At 33.7% G+C, this 21585-nt stretch carries 23 protein-coding genes; 3 read left to right on the top strand and 20 right to left on the bottom strand.

Features of this window, described 5'->3' with window-relative positions:
* Positions 1 to 34: 34 nt before the first annotated feature.
* The 3 genes from JJJ02_RS07020 to auxA all read right to left on the bottom strand — a co-directional run bounded on the left by JJJ02_RS07020 (position 35) and on the right by auxA (position 3294).
* Complete coding sequence (locus JJJ02_RS07020) at positions 35 to 568, bottom strand: DUF697 domain-containing protein (RefSeq protein ID WP_111714461.1); 534 nt, start codon at positions 566 to 568, stop codon at positions 35 to 37.
* 74 nt (positions 569 to 642) lie between these two features.
* Positions 643 to 1812 (bottom strand): class I SAM-dependent rRNA methyltransferase, encoded by a 1170-nt coding sequence (locus JJJ02_RS07015; RefSeq protein WP_111714460.1) that lies wholly within the window; start codon positions 1810 to 1812, stop codon positions 643 to 645.
* A gap of 201 nt (positions 1813 to 2013) precedes the next feature.
* Complete coding sequence (gene auxA / locus JJJ02_RS07010) at positions 2014 to 3294, bottom strand: lipoteichoic acid stability factor AuxA (protein WP_240838198.1); 1281 nt, start codon at positions 3292 to 3294, stop codon at positions 2014 to 2016.
* A 140-nt stretch (positions 3295 to 3434) separates the two neighbouring features.
* On the opposite strand from auxA, the gene JJJ02_RS13320 reads away from it, so the two are divergent.
* Complete coding sequence (locus tag JJJ02_RS13320) at positions 3435 to 3566, top strand: hypothetical protein (RefSeq protein ID WP_255724817.1); 132 nt, start codon at positions 3435 to 3437, stop codon at positions 3564 to 3566.
* Between the two features lie 29 nt (positions 3567 to 3595).
* Here JJJ02_RS13320 and purD read toward each other — a convergent pair whose 3' ends face one another.
* From purD to purE, 11 genes are read right to left on the bottom strand one after another with little or no spacing between them, the layout of a single operon-like run.
* On the bottom strand, positions 3596 to 4828 hold the full coding sequence (gene purD / locus JJJ02_RS07005; RefSeq protein WP_239242872.1) for a phosphoribosylamine--glycine ligase: 1233 nt from the start codon (positions 4826 to 4828) through the stop codon (positions 3596 to 3598).
* A 9-nt stretch (positions 4829 to 4837) separates the two neighbouring features.
* A complete protein-coding gene (purH, locus tag JJJ02_RS07000; RefSeq protein ID WP_111714457.1) occupies positions 4838 to 6316 on the bottom strand; it encodes a bifunctional phosphoribosylaminoimidazolecarboxamide formyltransferase/IMP cyclohydrolase in 1479 nt (492 codons plus the stop codon).
* 10 nt (positions 6317 to 6326) lie between these two features.
* Entirely contained in the window at positions 6327 to 6893 is a 567-nt protein-coding gene (gene purN / locus JJJ02_RS06995; protein WP_239242871.1) for a phosphoribosylglycinamide formyltransferase, read from the bottom strand.
* A gap of 1 nt (position 6894) precedes the next feature.
* Entirely contained in the window at positions 6895 to 7926 is a 1032-nt protein-coding gene (gene purM / locus JJJ02_RS06990) for a phosphoribosylformylglycinamidine cyclo-ligase (protein ID WP_239242870.1), read from the bottom strand.
* A gap of 2 nt (positions 7927 to 7928) precedes the next feature.
* Positions 7929 to 9347 carry an amidophosphoribosyltransferase gene (gene purF, locus JJJ02_RS06985; RefSeq protein WP_239242869.1) on the bottom strand — a complete coding sequence of 473 codons (1419 nt, stop codon included), beginning with the start codon at positions 9345 to 9347 and terminating at the stop codon, positions 7929 to 7931.
* Positions 9326 to 11506: a phosphoribosylformylglycinamidine synthase subunit PurL gene (purL, locus tag JJJ02_RS06980; RefSeq protein WP_239242868.1), complete on the bottom strand. Its 2181-nt coding sequence runs from the start codon at positions 11504 to 11506 to the stop codon at positions 9326 to 9328. The genes purF and purL overlap by 22 nt, the downstream gene beginning before the upstream one ends.
* A gap of 2 nt (positions 11507 to 11508) precedes the next feature.
* The gene (purQ, locus tag JJJ02_RS06975; RefSeq protein ID WP_239242867.1) at positions 11509 to 12171 is read right to left on the bottom strand and encodes a phosphoribosylformylglycinamidine synthase subunit PurQ; all 663 of its coding nucleotides are present in this window, start codon (positions 12169 to 12171) and stop codon (positions 11509 to 11511) included.
* On the bottom strand, positions 12171 to 12431 hold the full coding sequence (gene purS, locus JJJ02_RS06970; RefSeq protein ID WP_099580658.1) for a phosphoribosylformylglycinamidine synthase subunit PurS: 261 nt from the start codon (positions 12429 to 12431) through the stop codon (positions 12171 to 12173). Before purS ends, purQ begins: the two co-directional genes overlap by 1 nt.
* 2 nt (positions 12432 to 12433) lie before the next feature.
* On the bottom strand, positions 12434 to 13135 hold the full coding sequence (purC, locus tag JJJ02_RS06965) for a phosphoribosylaminoimidazolesuccinocarboxamide synthase (protein WP_239242866.1): 702 nt from the start codon (positions 13133 to 13135) through the stop codon (positions 12434 to 12436).
* Positions 13132 to 14250, bottom strand: a complete 1119-nt coding sequence (purK, locus tag JJJ02_RS06960) for a 5-(carboxyamino)imidazole ribonucleotide synthase (protein ID WP_239242865.1) — start codon at positions 14248 to 14250, stop codon at positions 13132 to 13134. The genes purC and purK overlap by 4 nt, the downstream gene beginning before the upstream one ends.
* A complete protein-coding gene (purE, locus tag JJJ02_RS06955) occupies positions 14237 to 14719 on the bottom strand; it encodes a 5-(carboxyamino)imidazole ribonucleotide mutase (protein ID WP_111714449.1) in 483 nt (160 codons plus the stop codon). The genes purK and purE overlap by 14 nt, the downstream gene beginning before the upstream one ends.
* A gap of 210 nt (positions 14720 to 14929) precedes the next feature.
* On the opposite strand from purE, the gene folD reads away from it, so the two are divergent.
* Entirely contained in the window at positions 14930 to 15778 is an 849-nt protein-coding gene (folD, locus tag JJJ02_RS06950) for a bifunctional methylenetetrahydrofolate dehydrogenase/methenyltetrahydrofolate cyclohydrolase FolD (RefSeq protein ID WP_111714448.1), read from the top strand.
* A 37-nt stretch (positions 15779 to 15815) separates the two neighbouring features.
* Here folD and JJJ02_RS06945 read toward each other — a convergent pair whose 3' ends face one another.
* The gene (locus JJJ02_RS06945) at positions 15816 to 16964 is read right to left on the bottom strand and encodes a globin domain-containing protein (RefSeq protein WP_111714447.1); all 1149 of its coding nucleotides are present in this window, start codon (positions 16962 to 16964) and stop codon (positions 15816 to 15818) included.
* Between the two features lie 176 nt (positions 16965 to 17140).
* On the opposite strand from JJJ02_RS06945, the gene JJJ02_RS06940 reads away from it, so the two are divergent.
* Entirely contained in the window at positions 17141 to 17554 is a 414-nt protein-coding gene (locus tag JJJ02_RS06940; protein WP_240838196.1) for an RrF2 family transcriptional regulator, read from the top strand.
* Between the two features lie 36 nt (positions 17555 to 17590).
* Here the strand turns inward: JJJ02_RS06940 and JJJ02_RS06935 are convergent, their stop codons facing one another.
* The 5 genes from JJJ02_RS06935 to JJJ02_RS06915 form a co-directional block, all read right to left on the bottom strand.
* Positions 17591 to 18175, bottom strand: coding sequence for a YdcF family protein (locus JJJ02_RS06935; protein WP_240838194.1), 585 nt, complete (start codon positions 18173 to 18175; stop codon positions 17591 to 17593).
* Between the two features lie 16 nt (positions 18176 to 18191).
* Complete coding sequence (locus JJJ02_RS06930) at positions 18192 to 18758, bottom strand: YdcF family protein (RefSeq protein WP_240838192.1); 567 nt, start codon at positions 18756 to 18758, stop codon at positions 18192 to 18194.
* 79 nt (positions 18759 to 18837) lie between these two features.
* Positions 18838 to 19974 carry a DegT/DnrJ/EryC1/StrS family aminotransferase gene (locus tag JJJ02_RS06925; RefSeq protein ID WP_240838190.1) on the bottom strand — a complete coding sequence of 379 codons (1137 nt, stop codon included), beginning with the start codon at positions 19972 to 19974 and terminating at the stop codon, positions 18838 to 18840.
* A gap of 29 nt (positions 19975 to 20003) precedes the next feature.
* Positions 20004 to 20594, bottom strand: a complete 591-nt coding sequence (locus tag JJJ02_RS06920; RefSeq protein WP_240838188.1) for a sugar transferase — start codon at positions 20592 to 20594, stop codon at positions 20004 to 20006.
* Positions 20591 to 21580, bottom strand: coding sequence for an NAD(P)-binding domain-containing protein (locus JJJ02_RS06915; protein WP_240838186.1), 990 nt, complete (start codon positions 21578 to 21580; stop codon positions 20591 to 20593). Before JJJ02_RS06915 ends, JJJ02_RS06920 begins: the two co-directional genes overlap by 4 nt.
* Positions 21581 to 21585 lie beyond the last annotated feature (5 nt).

Genomic DNA, 21585 nt, shown 5'->3' with positions numbered 1-21585 from the left:
AATATCTGAAAATAGTAAAATTTTAATTTTTGATTTACATTAATTCTCTTGCTACTTTTTCACATTTTTCAATATGTGCTTTGCCTAACTTTTGCATCATATAATAGCTTATTGTTCCAGAGACAGCTTGTCCGATAACCGGTACCCATTTCGATTGTTTCAGTACTTCTCTTCGAAGCAGTGTTTTAAATAAAACAGCTACTAATCCTTTAGTAATTTTTTTACCGATGAAATCGCTGCCTGTTTTAGCAGCCGAAAAAACTATTTTTTGTTTCATTTCATCACTATAACCACTCACTTGTTTATGGCTTAAACCATATACTGCATTAATTTCCTCAATAATATCTGACATTAATTTCATATCTGCAGTCACATCAATGCCAGGAATCGGAACAACTGCTGCTGCTGAACTCATTAACGATTTATTATGAATTAATTTTTCTGAGCGTTCACGACGATCAATTAAATCACTTTCATTTTTAGGAAGCTGATTAATTTCTTTCTTAACTTTTTGATCTTTATTCATAGCATTGGTCGCTATATTAATTGCTGAATTTAAAATACCCATATTATCACCTCTAAAATTTAATCAAATTTCTTAAAAGTATATTCCCTAAATAATTTAGTTTTAATCTAAAAGTTTTATTCTGATAAGATTTTAATTGTAATTACTTTTAAATATTTCGAAGCTTTATATTTATCAGTTGTTTTAAAGTCTTTAGGAAGACCCATAATTGATTCAATTTCAAATTGGCATAATGGCGTTAGCGTATCTGTTATCATTTTTTTAAATTGTTTTAACGGTACATTAGAAGCATTCGTCGATAAAATTAAATAACCATTATAGTTCACGAGCGGAACAGCAGCCTCTATGAGTTCATGATAATTATCTTTTACAGAGAATACTTTTTTCTTATTACGTGAAAAACTAGGTGGATCTATGATGATCGCATCAAATGTATTAAGATGACGCGCAAAATATTTCAATGCATCGAACGCATCTAAAGTATAAAACTTCTGAGATTCTAAAGGTAATTCGTTAATAGCGAAATTCTGTTCCATCAGTTCAATAGATCGCTTTGCAATGTCCACATTTGTAGTTTTATAGCTATTCGTTGCTGCAGCAATAGAAAAGCCACCCGAATAAGCAAATAGATTCAGGAAGTCATTTCCTTTCGTCTCAAGCTTCAATAATTTCTTACGTACATCTCGTTGATCCAGAAATAGACCGGTCATAGCACCGTCATTTAAATCAATCATGTAACTGAGATTATTCTCTAAGATCATTATTGGAAATTCAATAGTTTCATCAGTTATTTGGTGAGTCGTCACATTTTTATCATATCTAAGTTTTTCAAATATACTTTTATATTCAAAGATTTGTTGAATTGCTTCTACAATCACAGTTTTAAACTGATAGATTCCTTTTGAATACCACTGAATTAATAAATGTCCATCATAACTATCTATCGTGAAGCCACCTAATCCATCGCCCTCACCGTTGTATAGTCGAAATGCATTTGTATCAGTCGCATTGAATAAAGACGCTCTAAATTCTTTAGCAGTTTCAAATAAATTAATAAAGTATGATGTCTCTAAAGCTGATACATAGCCTTCACTAACTTTCCAGCCAAATCCTCTATTTTGTAATCCACAATAAAATGTACCTAAATGCTGGCCAGTATCACTTTGAACAATAAATAATTCTCCCTCATGGATATCATCTTTTTGATAAATATCATCATTTTCTATTAAAAGATAACCTTGTTTAAATTTTTCCTGTTTATTTTTTTTGAGTAATACGCTTTTCATGTTTGTACTCCTTTAGTTTGATAATTTTACTATAACACAAAAACGGCAGTTGCCATCAGAGGCAACTGCCGTGATATATATTCGGAAAAATTAACTCCCATCCCCATGGGTTAATGTTTACTCTTTGATTATATACCGTATTGTTGTAGTACACAACAATAATTTCACAAATTAATTAAGCAGTGTGTTATATCACGCGTATTAATATCGTTTACGTATGTGAATAATATATAGCGGTACAACAAACATAAACATCAGCAATAAAATAGGTGGGATAAACAGTGCTAAGTTTATACCTTTAAATACCATTAAATAAATACTCGTCACAATTTTTAGCGTCAAAAAAGAAATTGTAAAAAGTTGACCAAAGTATCCTTTTCTTTTGAAATGAATTCTAATAGAGAAATAAATATATGCTATGATAATCATCAGTAGTCCAACAAGATTAATCCATTCATAGAAATATTGCATTTTTACGACATTAAATTTACTTGCATCAAATAAGATATTACGATTATTCAGTTCAATAACTGTAATGACGAACATTAATGCACTAAGTAAAATTTCAATATGAAATGACCTTATCCATCTTGGACGTTTAAACCACGAAGGTATGTCTTCTTCTTCAAGATTAATTTTATCTTTAATAGAATTAATCGCTCTTTTAAAGCATAATATTATTTTTTCATCAACCTTTAACGACGTTGTTGATAGTTTTTCAATCGTTGAATTTGTTCCTTCCTGTAACTTCTGATTGATTTGTAAATCTCTTTTCTTTTTATTGCGGCGACTTAATTTTTCATGATCATCATTTTTTGTTGGTAATGTTCTTTTCAGGAAAACATAATTAAACAAACATAATGCTGCAATTAAAAGTAGTACTATAAAATAAAAGTTAATACTCATAACATCTAACGGTGATACTTTTTCTTTATTTAAATTATCATAGACAGCAAGTTGTGACATAAAATAAGCTATCCCGTATACTCCAATCAATACCACAAAATGAAATTTACGGTAATGCTCATTGAGTTTACGACGATTAATCGTATAATAAACAAGAAAGATAAAAAATAATAAATAAAACAATGAAAATATACCATATACTTCAAATAAAAAGATGATGATTACAAGCAAAATGATACTTGCTGCTAAAAGATAATAGTATGCGATCGTTTTATCAAAAATGGTCGTTTCTTTAAGCTTTCTTGAAATATAGATAAATGATAAACCTATAATAATTAATAGAACGCCGTAAATAGCAGGATAATTTTTGATATAATGGCTTAATAGTTTAATTAATTCAAAAATATAAATATTAATAAAATCAAAAAAGTTATACATATGTAATTTATTGATATCTATATCTTTAAAATGCGCAATCTGATTGCCATGATAAATAATAAAAATACCCAAAAATATACTTATGGCAGCTATAAAGTAGCCAATTAGTATTTCAAAATGTGTTTTAATCCAGTTCATAATTCCACCTCTCTACCATTATATGAAAATACTTATTAAATGTCTTTTAAATCATAAAAAATCATCCTTAAGTATGAGAATGTTTAACCTATTTAATTCAGGGAATAAATAAAACATAACAAGTATAGGAGGTAGTTAGTATGACTGACAAATACGAAGAAATTAAAGAAGCTGCTGAAGAAGCAAAAGAAAATAATGATAAGCAAGAGCAAGAGAATGAAAATGGTGGCAACGAGCAAACAAAAGAAGATATCCAAAAAACATTTGAATAATAAATAAAGTCGCCAAATTGGCGACTTTTTTAAATACCTTTATTACCAATATCTGTTCGATAAAACAATCCATCGCTTTTAATATTTTTAACAAGTTTATAGCTATTTGACTGAGCCTCTGCTAAATCATGACCTTCTCCTAGAGCAATCATTACTCTGCCTCCTGTAGTGACCCATTCACCGTCTATTTGTTTTAAAGCCGATACAATATAATCTTGTTGATAATCATATCCTTTAACAACCGTTCCCTTATCATAATTACCCGGGTATCCCTTTGACGCAAGAACTACACCACATATCGTCTTATTTCTCCATACTAAATCAAGAGGTTGTTTTTGATCAACCGCTTCAATCAAATCAATGAAATCTGTTTCTAATCGGCGTAATAAAACTTGTGCTTCAGGGTCACCAAACCTTGCATTAAATTCAATGACTTTCGGACCTTCTGCAGTTACAATAGCACCAACATAAAGTATTCCGAAATAATTGAGTCCTTCTTTATGCATCGCTTCAACGATAGGATAAACAATTTCATTATTTGTGCGTTCGATTATTTCATCACTAATATGACTTACAGGGCAGTATGCACCCATGCCTCCTGTATTTGGTCCGTTATCACCATCATATGCACGTTTATGATCCTGAGCTATCGTATCAAACGGAATACAGAAATCATCGTTTACAAATACCATCAGTGAAAATTCCTCACCTTCAAGGTACTCTTCAAAGACAACTTTAGCATCCTTTTCTGTATAAAAATCATTAATAGCGTCAAAGGCAGTTTCATCATCCATAGCAACTACTACACCTTTACCAGCTGCTAATCCGTCATATTTAATGACGATTGGTGTTCCTTGTGCTTTCACATAGGCGATTGCTTCTGTTTTATCGTTGATTGTTTTATATTTTGCTGTCGGAATATTATATTTTTCCATTAATACTTTTGCAAAATCTTTTGACCCTTCCATTTGGGCTGCATTTGCATTCGGACCAAACGACTTGATACCTGCTTCTGTTAAACGATCACTTAATCCATCAATTAATGGTTGTTCCGGACCTACAACGACTAAATCAATTTGATTGTCTTTTGCAAACTTCACAATTGCATCATGGTCATTTTCTGCGATATCAATGACTTTAGCTTCTTTTGCCATCGCTTCATTGCCTCGAATTACATATACCTCATCTACGCGTTCAGATTGACCAACCTTACGCGCTAAAGCATGTTCTCTACCACCAGAACCAATAACTAATACTTTCATAACTGCCTCCTAGTGTTTAAAATGACGAACGTCTGTCATAACCATTGTGATACCGAATTCATTTGCTTTATCGATTGAATCCTGATCTTTAATTGATCCTCCTGGCTGAACGATACATTTAATACCGGCAGCATGTGCTGTTTCAACAGTATCACTCATCGGGAAGAATCCGTCACTTGCCATGACTACATTATCATTTATTTCAATTGCACGTTCAATGGCAATTTTAGCTGAACCAACGCGGTTCATTTGACCAGCACCGATACCGACAGTTTGTTTTTCATTCGCTAAAACAATGGCATTCGATTTCACACTTTTCACTACTTTCCAGCCTAATTCGATCGCTTTCCATTGTGCTTCTGTAGGTTGTGTATTTGTTACAACACGCATGTCTTCTTTTTTAACGTTTAATAAATCTTTATCTTGTACTAAATATCCGCCAGAAACAGAAACAAATTCTTTTTCTTTATCTTCAATCGTCATATCAATTTCAAGTAAACGTAAATTTTTCTTTTGCGTAAGCACTGCTAAAGCTTCGTTGCTAAAGCTTGGTGCAATAATAACTTCTAAGAATATTGAATGCATAATTTCAGCAGTTGCTTTATCAACTTCACGGTTCACTGCAACAATACCCCCAAAGATACTTTGTGCATCCGCATCATAAGCATTTTGGAAAGCCTCCTGAATTGTACTGCCCGTTCCAACACCACAAGGATTCATATGTTTTACAGCCACTGCTGCAGGCATATCAAACTGTTTCGCTAAGAAAAGGGTAGCATCTGCATCTTTAATATTGTTAAAGCTTAGCGGCTTACCATGCAATTGTTTCGCACCTGCTAATGTATTATTTGCGTCACTCGTTTTTATGAATTCAGCCGCTTGATGAGGGTTCTCACCATAACGTAATGATTCTTTATTATTGCTAAAGAAGTTTACTATCGCTTCGTCATATTTATTTGTGTGAGAAAATACTTTTACCATTAATGATTTACGGAATTCGTAATCAACCGCATCTGCTTTAATTTTTTCAATTATTGTATTGTAATCTGACGGATCAACTACTGTAATAACATGTTTAAAGTTTTTAGCAGAAGAACGTAACATTGTTGGTCCACCAATATCGATATTTTCAATTGCATCTGCTTCAGTAACATCTGGTTTAGCTACCGTGGCTTCGAACGGATAAAGATTTACTGCAACAAGGTCTATTGGGGCAATGTTATGGGCTTTTAATGCTGCAACATGTTCGCTATTATCACGATCCGCTAAAATACCACCATGAATTTTAGGATGTAATGTTTTTACTCTTCCATCCATAATTTCAGGAAAGTTAGTTAATTCGCTCACTGATTTTACGGGTATATTATTTTCTTCTAAAGTTTTTTTAGTTCCACCAGTAGAATATACTTCATAGTCATTTGCTACTAAATTTTGTGCAAATTCAATAATGCCAGTTTTGTCAGATACACTTAATAATGCTTTTTTCATTGTCGACTCCTTATTGAATCAATTTTTTTATTACTCTAGGGTACAATTCATATTCAAGATTTTGTACACGCAATTGTAAAGTAGCTTCGGTATCGTCTTCGTAAATCGGACAACTCATCTGATCTATAATCTTTCCAGTATCCATTCCCATATCGACATAATGCACTGTTGCACCTGTCACTTTAACACCGTATTGCAAAGCTTGTCCAACTGCATTCTTGCCCGGAAAACTCGGCAAAAGTGAAGGATGAATATTGAGTATTTTTCCTTCATAAACATCCAGCAAAGTTTCCCCAACAAGTTTCATATATCCAGCAAGAATTATCCATTCTACTTTATCTTTTTGAAGTTGTTCTAATATAGCTTTTTCGTAAGCAATTTTATTGTCATATTGTGCAAGCTCAAAGATTTGAATAGGGGTTCTAAATCTTCTTGCGCGTTCTATAGCAAAAGCTTCTCTTTTGTCAGTATATAGTCCAACTACTTTAATATCTGTTAAATAGTCTGCCTGAATATTTTCCATAATCTTTTCATAGTTAGAACCATTACCAGATGCAAAAATTGCAACTTTCTTCATGTTATACCCCCGTGATTTCTATCTCTTTATCACCTGAGACAACTTTACCAATCGTATAAATTTCTTCATTGAATTGAGATTGAATAATTGATTGAATTTTTTCAACTTCACTTTCATTCACGATAAAGATGAAACCAATACCCATATTAAAAATATTATACATTTCTAAAGCATCGATTTGACCTTTTTCCTGTAATAAATCAAAGATCGGTAATTTAGGTATTGAAGTAACATCGATTTCCGGATAAACGCCAGCAGGAAATACACGTGGAATATTTTCGATAAAACCTCCACCAGTAACATGACACATGCCATTTACTTTTGCATTTTCTAATACTGCTTTAGCTGCTTTGACATAAATTCGCGTAGGTTCTAATACTGTGTCTAGAAGGGTTTTACCATCAGCAAACTCAGCATTTAAATCTAAATGATTATCTTTAATAATTTTTCTAACTAAACTATAGCCATTAGAATGAATACCGCTTGATGCTAATCCTAAAATAACATCACCTTCAGCAATTTTTGAACCATCGATGTATTCAGGTTTCTCAACAGCACCAACTGCAAATCCAGCAATATCATAATCTCCGGTGTGATACATATCGCCCATTTCAGCGGTTTCTCCACCGATTAATGCACATTCACTTTGTACACACCCTTCAGCTACACCTTTAACAATTTGTTCAACGATGACTGGGTCTACTTTATTTAATGCTAAATAATCTAAGAAATATAGCGGCATTGCACCTGTCGTTAAAATATCATTAACACACATTGCCACAGCGTCAATACCGATTGTATCGTGTTTGTCAGCATCAATTGCTAATCGTAATTTCGTTCCGACACCATCAGTACCTGAAACAAGTACAGGTTGCTTCATGTTTAACTGTGAAAGATCAAATGCAGCACCAAAGCTACCTAATCCACCAAGTACCTCTTTACGCATCGTCCTATCAACGTGTTTCTTCATTCTTTCTACCGCTTCATACCCAGCGTGAATATCTACTCCAGATTCTTTATAACTCTCAGCCATGGTTAGACTCCCTTCTTCTTTTTCTCTTTGTCTTCAGGTAATAAGTGATCAATAATTTCGATCGGATAATTTCCAGTGAAACAAGCGTTACATTCACCTTTTGAATCGAATTGACTAAACACTTCGTGCATACCTTCAACAGATAAATATGTTAATGAGTCTACTTCTAAAATGTCTTTAATTTCTTCTACACTTTTATCGGATGCGATGAGTTCGGCATGTGTTGAAACATCGATACCGTAATAGCAAGGATGAATAAGTGGCGGAGAAGAAATAGCCATATGTACTTCTTTTGCACCCGCATTTTTTAAAGTCTTCACAATAAACTTACTTGTTGTCCCACGTACGATAGAATCATCGATGACAACGACACGCTTCCCCTCAATGACGTCTCTAACTGGTGAGTGCTTCATACGTACCGCACGTTCACGTAGCGTTTGGTTAGGTGCGATAAATGTACGACCCACATAACGATTCTTAATTAATCCTTGTTCATTCGGAATACCAGATTCAATAGAGAATCCTTTTGCTGCTTGTAAAGAGGAATCAGGAACTCCGATAACGATATCTGCCTCTATATTCATCTCTTTTGCAAGTTGTTTCCCTAAAGCTTTACGAACTTCATAAATCGAGTGTTTTCTGAATTCAGAATCAGGTCGAGCAAAATATACATATTCCATTGAACACATATGTGATTCAGTGTTCGTTGTATAAGTATCTTCTACTAAACCGTCATGAGAAAATACAAGTACTTCACCTGGTTCTATATCACGAATGTAATCAGCACCTATTGCTGTAAATGCACATGTTTCACTTGCAACACAATAAGCGCCGTCTACTTTTCCTAACATTAACGGACGTACACCATTACTATCACGTGCCACAAACATTTGATCCGGATGTAAAACTAAAAATGCAAATGCACCTTTAATTTGGTTTAGTGCAGCTTTAAAATTAGCTAATTTATTATTTGATTTCGCCTTTAAAAGTAGATGCCCTAATACTTCAGAATCGCTAGATGTCTGGAAGATTGCACCTTCAGATTCTAGTGCTAATTTAATTTGTTCTGCGTTTGTTAAGTTACCGTTGTGTGCTAAACCGATATCACCTTTAGAATGTTTAAAAATAAACGGCTGCACATTTGACAGTTCAGATGCACCTGTTGTTGCATATCGAACATGTCCAATCGCATGATTAAAATCACTTAATGAACTTAGTTTAACTTGACTGATCGCCTCTGGTAATAAACCCATACCACGTGCACCGTAAATATTCGACTCGTCAGAACATACAACACCAGCACCTTCCTGCCCACGGTGCTGTAATGAATGTAGTGCCATATACGTGAGGTCAGCGGCATTTGGGTGACCCCAAATACCGAAAACGCCACATTCTTCATTTAGGCCTCTGATGTCATACATGTTTCGATTGCCCCTTTCCAAGACTGACTGATTGTTTCAACACTTTCAGTAATTTCGCCTTGGTTTGTTTTTAATGTAAATGTATCTCCACCAAATGTTCCAATTTCAACTGCATTTTCAGGAACATAACCTTCTTTTGCGATTAAAATATAATTGCCTTGTGTTTCTGCAAATACTTCTGCGTTTGATGCATCCACTCGAGCATCAATTCCTGTATTAAAGTAAGCAGTGATTTGCGCTAATTTAATCGCTAATCCACCTTTACCTACTGCTTGTACGTGTGATAATTTACTTTCAGTAATCGCTTTACGAATTGTTTCTCCACGTTCTACTTCTTCTGTTAAATTTATATTTGACGTTACGTGAGATACTTCATTGAATAATAATTTTTCAATCTGTGATCCACCGAAATCTGGTTTAATATCTCCAACTAAGTAAATTTTCTCACCAGATTGTGGTTTGAAATCATTTAAATAATTTACATCTTCAATTAATCCAACCATACCTACAACTGGTGTTGGGAAGATTGCATCACCTTTTGTTTCATTATATAAAGATACGTTACCTGATACTACTGGCGTATTAAGTGCAGCACACGCTTCGGCCATACCTTTAGTAGAATCAGCTAATTGCTGATAAATTTCAGGCTTTTCTGGATTACCATAGTTTAAGCAATCTGTCATCGCAAGTGGTAAACTACCAACTGCAATTAAGTTGCGGTAGCTTTCCGCTACTACCATTTTTCCGCCTTCATATGGATTATTAAAGACATATCGTGCTTCACCATCAATTGTTGAAGCAATTGCTTTATTTGTGCCTTCCACACGCGTTACACCAGCTGATAAACCTGGTTTAATAATCGTATTTGCACCAACTTGTTGATCATACTGTGAATATGCCCATGTTTTAGATGCAATTGTTGGATGATTTAACAGGCGAGTAAATACATCTTTTGCATCAATGTTGTCATAGTTATGATCAACATCAGCAAATTCAGCTGCTTTACCTTCTAATACGTAAACAGGTGCTTCATCGCTTAACGGTTGAACAGGAATGTCTGCAAAGACTTCACCTTCATATGTTAAAACGAAGCGATCTGTATCTGTAACTTCTCCGATTACTGCTGCGTCTAATTCGTGGTGTTCAAATAAGTCTAAGAATTTTTGTTCCGTACCTTTTTCTACTACTAGTAACATACGTTCTTGTGTTTCTGATAACATCATTTCGTATGGTGAAATACCCGCTTCACGTGTAGGTACTTTCTCTAAATGTAAGTGAATACCGGACTCACCTTTTGCAGCCATTTCTGAACTTGAAGAAGTAAGACCTGCAGCACCCATATCTTGAATACCGACTAATTCTGGATAAGTAATCGCTTCAAGTGTTGCTTCCATTAACTTTTTACCTACGAATGGATCACCAATTTGTACTGATGGACGTTTCGCTTCACTTTCTTCACTTAACTCTTCAGATGCGAATGTCGCGCCGTGAATACCGTCACGACCAGTTTTTAAACCAACATAAATTACAGGGTTGCCAGTACCTTTAGCAGTTCCTTTTTGAATTTTGTCGTGATCAATAATACCAACACACATTGCATTAACAAGCGGGTTACCATCATAGCGAGAATCAAATTCAATTTCACCAGCTACCGTTGGAATTCCGATACAGTTACCGTATCCACCGATACCAGCAACGACACCTGAGAACAAACGTTTATTTTGTTTTTCGGTTAATTCACCGAAACGTAATGCGTTTAATAATTGGATTGGACGTGCTCCGATTGATACGATATCACGAACAATCCCACCAACACCTGTTGCTGCACCTTGGTAAGGCTCGATTGCAGAAGGATGGTTATGAGATTCTACTTTAAATACTACAGCTTGGTTATCACCGATATCAACGACCCCAGCACCTTCACCAGGACCCATTAATACGCGTTCACCAGTTACAGGGAATTGCTTCAAGAAAGGTTTAGAATGTTTATATGAACAATGTTCACTCCACATTACAGAAAAAATTCCGATTTCAGTGTAGTTTGGCTTACGCCCTAATATTTCTACTACTTTATCGTATTCTGTATCTGTTAGGCCCATTTCTGCATATAACTTATTATCTTTAATCTCTTGTTCATTTGGCTCTAAAAATTTAACCATTCTTATTTCCCCCAACTTTCTAAAATTGATTGGAATAACTTCACGCCATCATCTGTACCTAATAATGATTCCATTGCACGCTCTGGGTGAGGCATCATGCCGCATACGTTACCTTCTTTATTCACAATGCCAGCAATATCTTCAATAGAACCATTTGGATTGTTTTTATAAGTTAAGATAATCTGATTGTTGTCCTGTAATTCTTTTAACGTTTCAGGTGAGCAATAATAATTACCTTCACCGTGTGCGATAGGATAGATGACTGTTTCGTCTTTATCATATTGATGCGTAAATTTCGTCTCATTATTAACAATTGTTAATGATTCATTTTGACAAATAAACTTATGACTTGTATTATGCATTAAAGCACCAGGTAATAATCCAATCTCCGTTAAAATTTGAAATCCATTACAAACACCTAATACAGGACGACCTTCTTCTGCTAAACGCTTAACTTCAGGAACAATCGGAGCAACGCGAGCCATCGCGCCACAACGTAAATAATCACCAAATGAAAATCCACCAGGAATTAATACACCGTCAAATCCTTCTAATGAAGTTTTTCTATAATCAACATATTCCGCTTCAAAGCCTGTGTTAAGAGCTGCATTGAACATATCTCTATCACAGTTAGAACCAGGAAATTCAATAACAGCAAATTTCATTATTTTGTCTCCTCATCTTCAATAATTTTGTAGCTGTACTCCTCGATAACTGTGTTTGCAAACAATTTTTCACTTAATGTATTTACAACATTCGCTACTGCCTGCTCACTTGCTTCGTCAACCGTCATATATAATACTTTTCCAACGCGAATGTCATCAACCTGTTTATATCCTAAATCGTGTACTGCACGTGTTAAAGCTTGGCCTTGAGTATCTAATACCTGTGGTTGTAAAGTGATGTGTAATTCAATTTTAGTCATGATTATAATGCCTCCAGTTTATTATAAAATTTAGTATATGTTTCAATTAGTGATCCAGTATCATTGCGGTAAACATCTTTATCGAAGTTCTCATTTGTTTCTTTATCCCAAATACGACAAGTATCCGGAGAAATTTCATCAGCTAACAATATATTGCCATCGCTATCTTTACCAAATTCAATTTTAAAATCAATAAGTTTTAAATTCATTTCATCCATTATCTTAATTAATGTTTCATTTACGATTAATGCCTGACGTTTTAATTCAGCGATATCTGCGTCATTTGCTAGACCTAATAACTTAACATGGTCATCGGAGATAAAAGGATCATTCAATGCATCTTCTTTGTAGTAGAATTCAACGAGCGGCTTTTCAAATGCCTGACCATTTTCAAAGCCCAGTCTTTTTACAATTGATCCTGCAGCAAAATTTCTTACAACAACTTCTAACGGAATAATCGTTACTTTCTTCACGAGTTGCTCAGTGTCACTCGTACGTTCAATAAAATGACTATCAACGCCTTCTTTTGCTAATCTTTCAAAGAAATAACTCGTAATTAAGTTATTTAAGCGCCCTTTTCCTTCCATCTTATCTTTCTTTGCACCATTACCAGCTGTTACTTCATCTTTATATTTAATACGATAAATATTACTATCATCAGTATTGAATACGCGTTTAGCTTTACCTTCATAAACTAATGTCATGACATCATCTCCTCATATATAGGATAATACGTATCCTCTTTATCGTCTAATAAAAGGGTAATATGTCCCATTTTACGATTTTCTTTTCTCACTTCTTTGCCATACACATGAACATGCCATTCCGGATGATTATTGAAATAATGCTCCATAGCATCTAAATCTTGTCCTAATAAGTTATACATCACAGCTTTTTCGTGTAGTCTGATTTGTTTAGGTAATGTATAGCCAATTACTGATAGGATATGTGTATCAAACTGTGAATAATCACATGCTTCTATAGAATAATGACCTGAATTATGAGGTCTTGGCGCAATTTCGTTAACGTATAATTCACCAGTCTTATCAATAAAGAATTCAACAGTAAATGTACCAACAAAGTGAATTTTAGAGATAATTTTTTCAACTTCTGCAACTGCTGCATCTTTATAAGCATGTTCCTTTTCAACTGTTGTCTTAAAAAGAATTTGATTACGATGAATATTTTCCTGTACAGGAAAATAAACAATTTCCCCTTGTATGTTTCGTGATGCCGTTATAGAAATCTCTCTATCAAGTTCGATCATTTTTTCAGCAACAAGTACTGCATCTTCTACCATTTTATATGCTTCATCCAGCTCAGCATCACTCTTTAATACAAGCTGACCTTTACCATCATATCCACCAAATACAGTTTTCAATACAATCGGATAGTCAAGATCGGCTATCGCAATATCAAGAGAAGCTTTAGAATCAACTTTATAGTATGGTACAACTTTAGCACCGCTTGATGCGATTGCTTCTTTTTCAGAAAGACGATTTTGCAAAATGCCAACAGTTTCATATCCTTGGGGAACATTGTTTTCACTACAGATTTCTTTTAATGTTTCTGCATTGATATTTTCAAATTCATATGTGATTACATCACTAACGTTGCTTAACGCTTTCAAACCTTTTAAATCATTGTAAGGTGATTCAATAAATTTATGTGCAACAAATCTTGCTGGACATGTTGGATCTGGATCTAAAATATTCACTTTAAATCCCATTCTCTGAGCGGACTGTGCCATCATCTTTCCAAGCTGTCCACCGCCAATGATTCCAATCGACTGACCAATTTTAAACTTATTTAAGGTCATGCTGCATCGCCTCAACTTTCTCTACTAGTGAAGCTTCATATCGATCTAACTGCTCAATTAGCTTTGCATCTTTTAAGCTCAATATTCGCGCAGCTAGTATACCAGCATTTTTAGCACCCGCTTTACCGATAGCTGTTGTTGCTACAGGAATTCCACCCGGCATTTGTACGATAGAAAGTAATGAATCCATTCCTTTTAACGTCTTCGTTTCGATTGGCACACCAATCACCGGAACAGTAGTCATAGAAGCTACCATACCTGGCAAGTGAGCAGCACCTCCAGCACCAGCGATAATAATATCGATTTCATTATTACGTGCATTCTTTGCAAATTCAACCATTTCTAATGGGGTTCTATGCGCCGAAACAACTTGTTTAATATAAGAAATATCAAAATATTCTAACATTTCGCAAGCTTCCTTCATTGTAGACCAGTCAGAAGAGGATCCCATAATTACTGCTACCTTCACCTTTTATCACCCTTTATGAATTATTTGATAAACGCTTTAAATTAAGTGTATATTACTTATATAGCATAACAATTAGGGTTTGATTTTTCAATGTAAATTACGAACAATTACAAACTTTTTTATGAAAATATTAATATTCGTTCGTATTTTTGATTGTTTTTTTGCTATAATAAACTTAATCGTTCGAAAAAAAGATGGAGGGATTTTTTCATGACAGCAAAAGTGTTAGATGGTAAACAAATTGCGGTAGATTATCGCGCAGGATTAGCAAAAGAAGTAGAAGCGTTAAAAGCACAAGGCGTTACACCAAATTTAACAGTAATCCTTGTAGGAAATGATGGTGCAAGTCAAAGTTATGTAAATAACAAGAAAAAATCAGCAGAAAAAATTGGAATGTCATCTGAAATTATTCACTTAGATGAAACGACAACAGAAGAAACTTTATTAAACGAAATTGAAAAATTGAATAATGATGCAAATGTTCATGGTATTTTAGTACAAGTGCCACTACCTAAGCAAATTGATGAAACAAAAGTATTAGAAAAAATTGCACCAGAAAAAGACGTTGATGGATTTAATCCAATCAATATAGGTCGCTTGTATGCAGGTGTTGAAACATATATTCCATGTACGCCACTTGGCATCATGGAGATCTTAAAAAATGCTGATATGGATTTAGAAGGCAAAGACGTTGCAGTAATTGGACGTAGCCATATTGTAGGACAACCTGTTTCTAAATTATTAACTGATGCAAACGCAACGGTAACATTATTACACTCTCGTAGTAAGAATATGAAAGATGTATTAAAACGTTCTGACGTTATTGTTTCAGCGGTTGGTAAGCCTGGATTGGTTACTAAAGAAGATGTTAAGCCAGGAGCTGTTGTAGTAGATGTTGGTAACACTGTAGTAGATGGTAAATTAACAGGCGACGTGAAATATGATGAAGTAAGTGAAGTAGCCAGTGCAATTACACCAGTACCAGGTGGTGTTGGTCCATTAACAATTACAATGGTATTAAACAATACATTATTAGCCGCAAAACGCAGTATGAAGTAAATATAGACAAAAAAACTGGTACAAATGTACCAGTTTTTTATATTGTTATACTCATTTTTGGACCAAATGGTTCAAAGTGAACTTGGCTACGATCAATATTCATTTCATTGAATACTTCTAACATCGCTTCCATGAAAGCAACAGATCCACACATATAAATTTCCTCATTACCATTTATAATATCCGTTAATTTTGCTTTATTTAAACGACCAACAGATTCTGAATAATTGAAGAAAAATTGAACATTTTCTTTATTATGAAATTTCTTTATTTCTGCTTTAAATGGCACAGCGTCTCTATTATAAGCAGAATGTATGAATTTAATATTACGCCCTTTTTTATCTTCATCTTCTAGCATTGCCATAATTGGTGTCATACCTACACCACCACTGATTAATACGATATCTTTCTCTTGCGGTGCATCTACAGTAAACTCTCCTGCCGGTGCTGATAATAATAATTCATCTCCAACTTTTACATTATCATGTAAGTAATTAGAAACCATTCCTTTTTCACTGCCTGCTACATCACGTTTCACTGCAAATTTAATCCCTTTAGTAGAATCTACTGAACAAATTGAATAATGGCGTAATGCATCATTTTCTTCATTTTCAGGATGTACTTTAACTGTAATATATTGTCCAGCTTTAATCGGTTGAACTTTAATATCATCAGAAATAACAGTATATGATTTAATTTCTGCACTTTCTTCTTTAATATCAATAACTTTAAACGGTTTAAAATCATGCCATTCTTCTTCTTCATATAACGCTTTTTCCATTTGAATAAAGACATCAGCGATAACGCCATATGTTTTCGTCCATGCATCAATAATTTCTGGTGTCGCTGCATCTCCTAATACATGACCAATCGCCCAAATTAAATTCTCTCCAACGATTGGATAATGTTCTTCTTTAATTTGTAAAGCTCTATGTTTATGTGCTATTTGATTAACATTTGGAATAATGGCTTCTAAATGATCAATATGTTTTGCTGCTGCAATTACTGTTTGAGCTAATGCAGTCTGTTGTCGGCCTAATTTTTGATTTGTTTTATTGAAAATATTCAGTAATTCCGGATGTTCTTCAAACATATGTTTATAAAATGCTGTAGTAATTGCGTCACCATGCTCTTCTAAAACCGGAATCGTTGCCTTGATAATACTTTTTGTTTCTTCTGTTAACATTTTTCTTCCCCCTAAAAGTAGTATTTAAAATATATCTTTAAAACACATCTATAATGTTACATCTATAAAGAGAAAAACTCAACCATAATCCTTTAATAATATTCATAAATTAGTAAAATAATAAATATTTTTTTGATAAAAAAAAGACTATAATAATGGTATGAGGAGAGGATTACATGAAGCTTACTTTATACTCAGACTATTCTTTACGAGTACTCATGTTTCTGGCGAGATCTGAGCAACGTACACAAATAGATGAAATTGCAAAATTTTATAATATCTCTAAAAATCATTTAACTAAAGTTGTAAATAATTTAGGTACCTTAGGATATATAGAAACAATACGTGGTCGTGGCGGGGGGATTACTCTTAAGATGGCTCCTGATGAAATCAATATTGGCAAACTTATCAGAAAAACAGAAGAACATTTCAATATTGTTGAATGCTTTGATAGAGAGACGAATACTTGTCCAATTATTGATCATTGCGGTTTGATGAGTGTGTTAGGAGAAGCTTTGACTGCATATTTAAAAGTGCTTGATCAATATACACTGAAAGATATACTTGCGAAAAAAACATTTACACTATAAAAAGCACTAGGATTTCTCCTAGTGCTTTCAATATGTTTATAGGTCAATAATTTTATACAAACCTAACCAATATGCCGGAAGAATATATGCTTCACGGAATGCTTGATCTTTACCTGCTTGATATTCATTCCATTTAAGTCCATCTTTACTTTTAACACCGACTACTGAAATATCATAGCCATAATCTTTATTTGCACGATCGTATGCAAGTTTCGTACGTGTTGCATGATAATCACTTGTTACAACTAGAGCTGATTTTAAATTATGTGCTTTCATTAATTTTAAAGTTTCTGTTGCATTTGTCCAAGTTGATGTAGCCTTCTTCTCTTTTATTATAGCCTTACTTGGTACACCCGCTTCTTCTACTGCTTTAACATTATTTAAACCATTTTTATCTTCAATTGCAGGTGAAATCATGACTTTAGGTGCATAGTTCTCTTCATAGAAACGACCAGTCTCAGTATATCGACCACTATCTCCACCATCAATCATTATGATTACATCGCTTTTTTTCGGTTTATCACCATGATCAACATTGTTATAACTCCATATTCCAATTCCCACTGCAATGATTGCTAATAATAATAACACACCGATAATACCAAGCAATTTCTTCTTCATTGATTTGTTCCTCCTGTTATCGATTTAACCATAGTTTTGGATATTGCCATAACTCATGTTCTGCTGATTTTCTACCTTCAGCTGTTTCTAAATAATTTTTACCTTTTAATTTCACAGACTGATGATAAAAGTTAAATAATGGATTAGTTTTCTCAAATGTTGAAACTAAACGTTTCATTTCATAGTCACGCCCAACAAGAATACAATCATCCATATTTTCATTATGCATAATTTCAGCAGCACTTATCGCTGAATCTTTCATAGAAACACTATAATATTCTGGAATAACGCTCGACTTATTAATGCCTACTTCTTTCAGTAATTGTAAACTATTAACATCATCATTGACAATAAAAGGCGTATATATAAGTTTACTTTCTGGATTTTTAACTAATAATTGTTTTGCAGTGCTTAATATCTCTTTATCTTGCTCAGGGTTATATACCAATACACAATTACTTGATTTTAAATGATCATTTATCGCTAGATGTTTGAATTGATGATGAAAGATTGTAAATACTAATGTACTTCCAATATATAAAAGAATGGTAAATATTAATAATAGTCGCCAAAAGTTTTTCATATAAAACCCACTTTCAACAGCTCATTTTTCACTTTATTCAAAAAAAAACTGAAACTTTCATTTCAGTTTTTAATTGGATTTATTTTTGAATAATTTTCTTAATTGAATCGCAAACAAATACAACATCTTCGTCAGTCATTAATGAAGCTGATGGTAAACATAATCCTCTTTCGAATAAATCTTTGGCAACATCTTCATCATGTGTATAATACTTTGTACCTTCAAATACAGGTTGCATATGCAATGGTTTCCATACAGGACGAGATTCAATATTTTCTTCAGCTAATTTAGCAATTAAATCATTAGGTTGAATACCTAATTTAACTGGATCAATCGTTAAAGCTGTTAACCAACGATTTGATTTCGTTTCTGCTAATTCAGGCATTAATTCAATACCATCGATATCGCCAATTTCACGCGCATAAATATCAAAGATTTCACGACGACGATTTACACGATCATCTAAAACTTCCATTTGTGCACGACCAATACCTGCACATACGTTACTTAAACGGTAATTATATCCAACCACGCTATGTTGATAATGAATAGCCTGATCACGAGCTTGTGTAGATAAGAAACGAGCTTTTTTCGTTAATTCATCATCATCTGTCATCAACATACCACCACCACTTGTTGTGATGATTTTGTTGCCATTGAATGAAAAGATAGAGAACTTACCAAAAGATCCTGATTTCTTTCCTTTGTATTCAGCACCTAAACTTTCAGCTGAATCTTCAATTACTGGTACACCGTATTCATCACATAATGCAAGTAATTCATCGAACTTCGCAGGTTGACCATAAAGGTTTACTATCACAACTGCTTTCGGTAATTTACCATTTGCTTTCGCTTCTTTTAATGCTTTTTCTAATGCAACAGGAGACATATTCCATGTTTCGCGTTCACTATCGATAAATACAGGCGTTGCTTTTTCGTAGCAAATTGGATTTGCACTTGCAATAAATGTCAGTGAAGAACAGAAGACTGTGTCTCCTTCTTTAATATCTAACAATTTAATTGCTAAGTGAATCGCTGAAGTTCCAGAATTTAAAGCCGCACCTGAATGTCTTCCTACATAATTAGATACTACTTCTTCAAATTTATCTACGTTAGGTCCGAGAGGAGCAACCCAATTTTGATCAAATGCTTCTTTAACATATTTTTGTTCATTTTCACCGATATGTGCAATTGATAAATGTAAACGTTTATTCATTATAATGCCCTCTTTCATTTAATACGATTTTATTTTGTACCAGTAAATGCCGGTACTGTAGCATGCCCATCCTGACTAATATCTGACTGCTTAAATACTTTTAAAACTGTTAAGTATATGATGTATAAATCTAGTATAAAACTTTGATGGTCAACATACCATACATCTAAATCAAATTTTTCTTCCCAACTGATGTTATTACGACCATTTACTTGTGCCCACCCAGTAATCCCAGGTCGAACTTCCATACGTCGTTTTTGATGTTCATTATATAATGGTAAATATTGCATCAGTAATGGACGAGGTCCGACTAAGCTAATATCACCTTTTAACACATTTAACAATTGAGGTAATTCATCGATACTGAGTTTACGTAATGTTTTACCGAAATCAGTTAAACGCTCTGCATCAGGTAATAATTCACCTTGTGTATCTCTCTCGTCAGTCATTGTACGAAATTTATAAATCTCAAATGGTTCACCGTTTTTACCAGGACGAGTTTGCTTAAATAATACGGGTGAACCAAGCTTTTTCTTAATCAGCACTGCAGAAGTTACGATAACAGGGCTAAGTAATACAAGTGCTGTCCCACTTACTGCGATATCAAATAGTCTTTTCATTTTCTATCTGCCTCTTTTCGAATTTCTTCATTAATGATATTGATTTGTTCTTTTTCTTTATCACTGATTGTATCAACTGGTTTTACACCACCGATGCCATTAGCAATGCCTATAACGCGTTTAGGAATATGGATTCGATCAACGATTACATCTCCCTCTTTTCCAATAATACCACCAGATACGATATGGATACCATTAAAATCCTTTTCACCTTTAATATCAGTAAAGAAATTAGAATTATAAGATTGATCTATACCATTTAGTAGGTCATTTGAAATTCGTACGTCTAAACGTAATACATTGATATCTTTTAAATGTGCATTTTTAATAAATCCTTTAGAGAAATTGCCGATGCCTCCGTCGATTGCAAGCGCACCATTTTTAAGGTATGGAATATATGAATCATCAATTACTTCAACTGCAGAAACCATCGAGCATAATACATCTATAGATTCTTCGTTCCATGCTTTAATTTTTTTACTATATTTTGGTAACATTTGATTTATCATCGTTACAAAGTTATCGACCTTTTCTTTATTACGTCCGTGTAAGAAGACATTATAGTTACGTTCTGTTAAACGTATAGCAAGTTTAATACCTATATTTCCTGTACCAACAATTAATACATTTGAATTCTTATCTTTAATTGTTTTGTAGATTAAAATATCTGCCGCTTCCATTGCTAAATCGTTAGGCTTCATTTCACGTAAACGACTTATTTGTATATTCTCTTGTGCAATCGTAATAAAATCTATATTTTGCTTTCTTTCAACATCTACATAAATATATTTTGCAGTACCATCAAAGATTTGAATTACTTCTGTCGCTATCGATGGATTAGCGATTGAGAAACTCATACATTTCTGACCATTAATATATTTATCAGGTAATCTAAGAAAATCGGAACGATGATTAGAAGTTGTCGCTAGAACAATTGAATCATAACTTTGCGTTTTAAACTCTTCTCTTAATTTTAAGAAATCCATAGGTC

The sequence above is a fragment of the Macrococcus sp. PK genome (assembly GCF_022501545.1).
GTDB lineage: Bacteria > Bacillota > Bacilli > Staphylococcales > Staphylococcaceae > Macrococcoides > Macrococcoides epidermidis.
Note: the sequence above shows the minus strand (reverse complement) of the source record. Positions and strands in the feature narration are given on the sequence as shown.

Excerpts from the sequence above, each read along its gene's own strand:
- purQ (WP_239242867.1), bottom strand. The coding sequence starts at position 12,171 with ATGAAATTTGCTGTTATTGAATTTCCTGGTTCTAACTGTGATAGAGAT.
- purM (WP_239242870.1), bottom strand. The coding sequence starts at position 7,926 with ATGGCTGAGAGTTATAAAGAATCTGGAGTAGATATTCACGCTGGGTAT.
- purD (WP_239242872.1), bottom strand. The coding sequence starts at position 4,828 with ATGAAAGTATTAGTTATTGGTTCTGGTGGTAGAGAACATGCTTTAGCG.
- JJJ02_RS06920 (WP_240838188.1), bottom strand. The coding sequence starts at position 20,594 with ATGAAAAGACTATTTGATATCGCAGTAAGTGGGACAGCACTTGTATTA.
- JJJ02_RS06940 (WP_240838196.1), top strand. The coding sequence starts at position 17,141 with ATGAAGCTTACTTTATACTCAGACTATTCTTTACGAGTACTCATGTTT.
- JJJ02_RS07015 (WP_111714460.1), bottom strand. The coding sequence starts at position 1,812 with ATGAAAAGCGTATTACTCAAAAAAAATAAACAGGAAAAATTTAAACAA.
- purK (WP_239242865.1), bottom strand. The coding sequence starts at position 14,250 with ATGACCTTAAATAAGTTTAAAATTGGTCAGTCGATTGGAATCATTGGC.
- JJJ02_RS07020 (WP_111714461.1), bottom strand. The coding sequence starts at position 568 with ATGGGTATTTTAAATTCAGCAATTAATATAGCGACCAATGCTATGAAT.
- purC (WP_239242866.1), bottom strand. The coding sequence starts at position 13,135 with ATGACATTAGTTTATGAAGGTAAAGCTAAACGCGTATTCAATACTGAT.
- JJJ02_RS06945 (WP_111714447.1), bottom strand. The coding sequence starts at position 16,964 with ATGTTAACAGAAGAAACAAAAAGTATTATCAAGGCAACGATTCCGGTT.
- JJJ02_RS06935 (WP_240838194.1), bottom strand. The coding sequence starts at position 18,175 with ATGAAGAAGAAATTGCTTGGTATTATCGGTGTGTTATTATTATTAGCA.
- auxA (WP_240838198.1), bottom strand. The coding sequence starts at position 3,294 with ATGAACTGGATTAAAACACATTTTGAAATACTAATTGGCTACTTTATA.
- JJJ02_RS13320 (WP_255724817.1), top strand. The coding sequence starts at position 3,435 with ATGACTGACAAATACGAAGAAATTAAAGAAGCTGCTGAAGAAGCAAAA.
- JJJ02_RS06925 (WP_240838190.1), bottom strand. The coding sequence starts at position 19,974 with ATGAATAAACGTTTACATTTATCAATTGCACATATCGGTGAAAATGAA.
- purH (WP_111714457.1), bottom strand. The coding sequence starts at position 6,316 with ATGAAAAAAGCATTATTAAGTGTATCTGACAAAACTGGCATTATTGAA.
- purN (WP_239242871.1), bottom strand. The coding sequence starts at position 6,893 with ATGAAGAAAGTTGCAATTTTTGCATCTGGTAATGGTTCTAACTATGAA.
- purS (WP_099580658.1), bottom strand. The coding sequence starts at position 12,431 with ATGACTAAAATTGAATTACACATCACTTTACAACCACAGGTATTAGAT.
- JJJ02_RS06915 (WP_240838186.1), bottom strand. The coding sequence starts at position 21,580 with ATGGATTTCTTAAAATTAAGAGAAGAGTTTAAAACGCAAAGTTATGAT.
- purL (WP_239242868.1), bottom strand. The coding sequence starts at position 11,506 with ATGGTTAAATTTTTAGAGCCAAATGAACAAGAGATTAAAGATAATAAG.
- JJJ02_RS06930 (WP_240838192.1), bottom strand. The coding sequence starts at position 18,758 with ATGAAAAACTTTTGGCGACTATTATTAATATTTACCATTCTTTTATAT.
- folD (WP_111714448.1), top strand. The coding sequence starts at position 14,930 with ATGACAGCAAAAGTGTTAGATGGTAAACAAATTGCGGTAGATTATCGC.
- purF (WP_239242869.1), bottom strand. The coding sequence starts at position 9,347 with ATGTATGACATCAGAGGCCTAAATGAAGAATGTGGCGTTTTCGGTATT.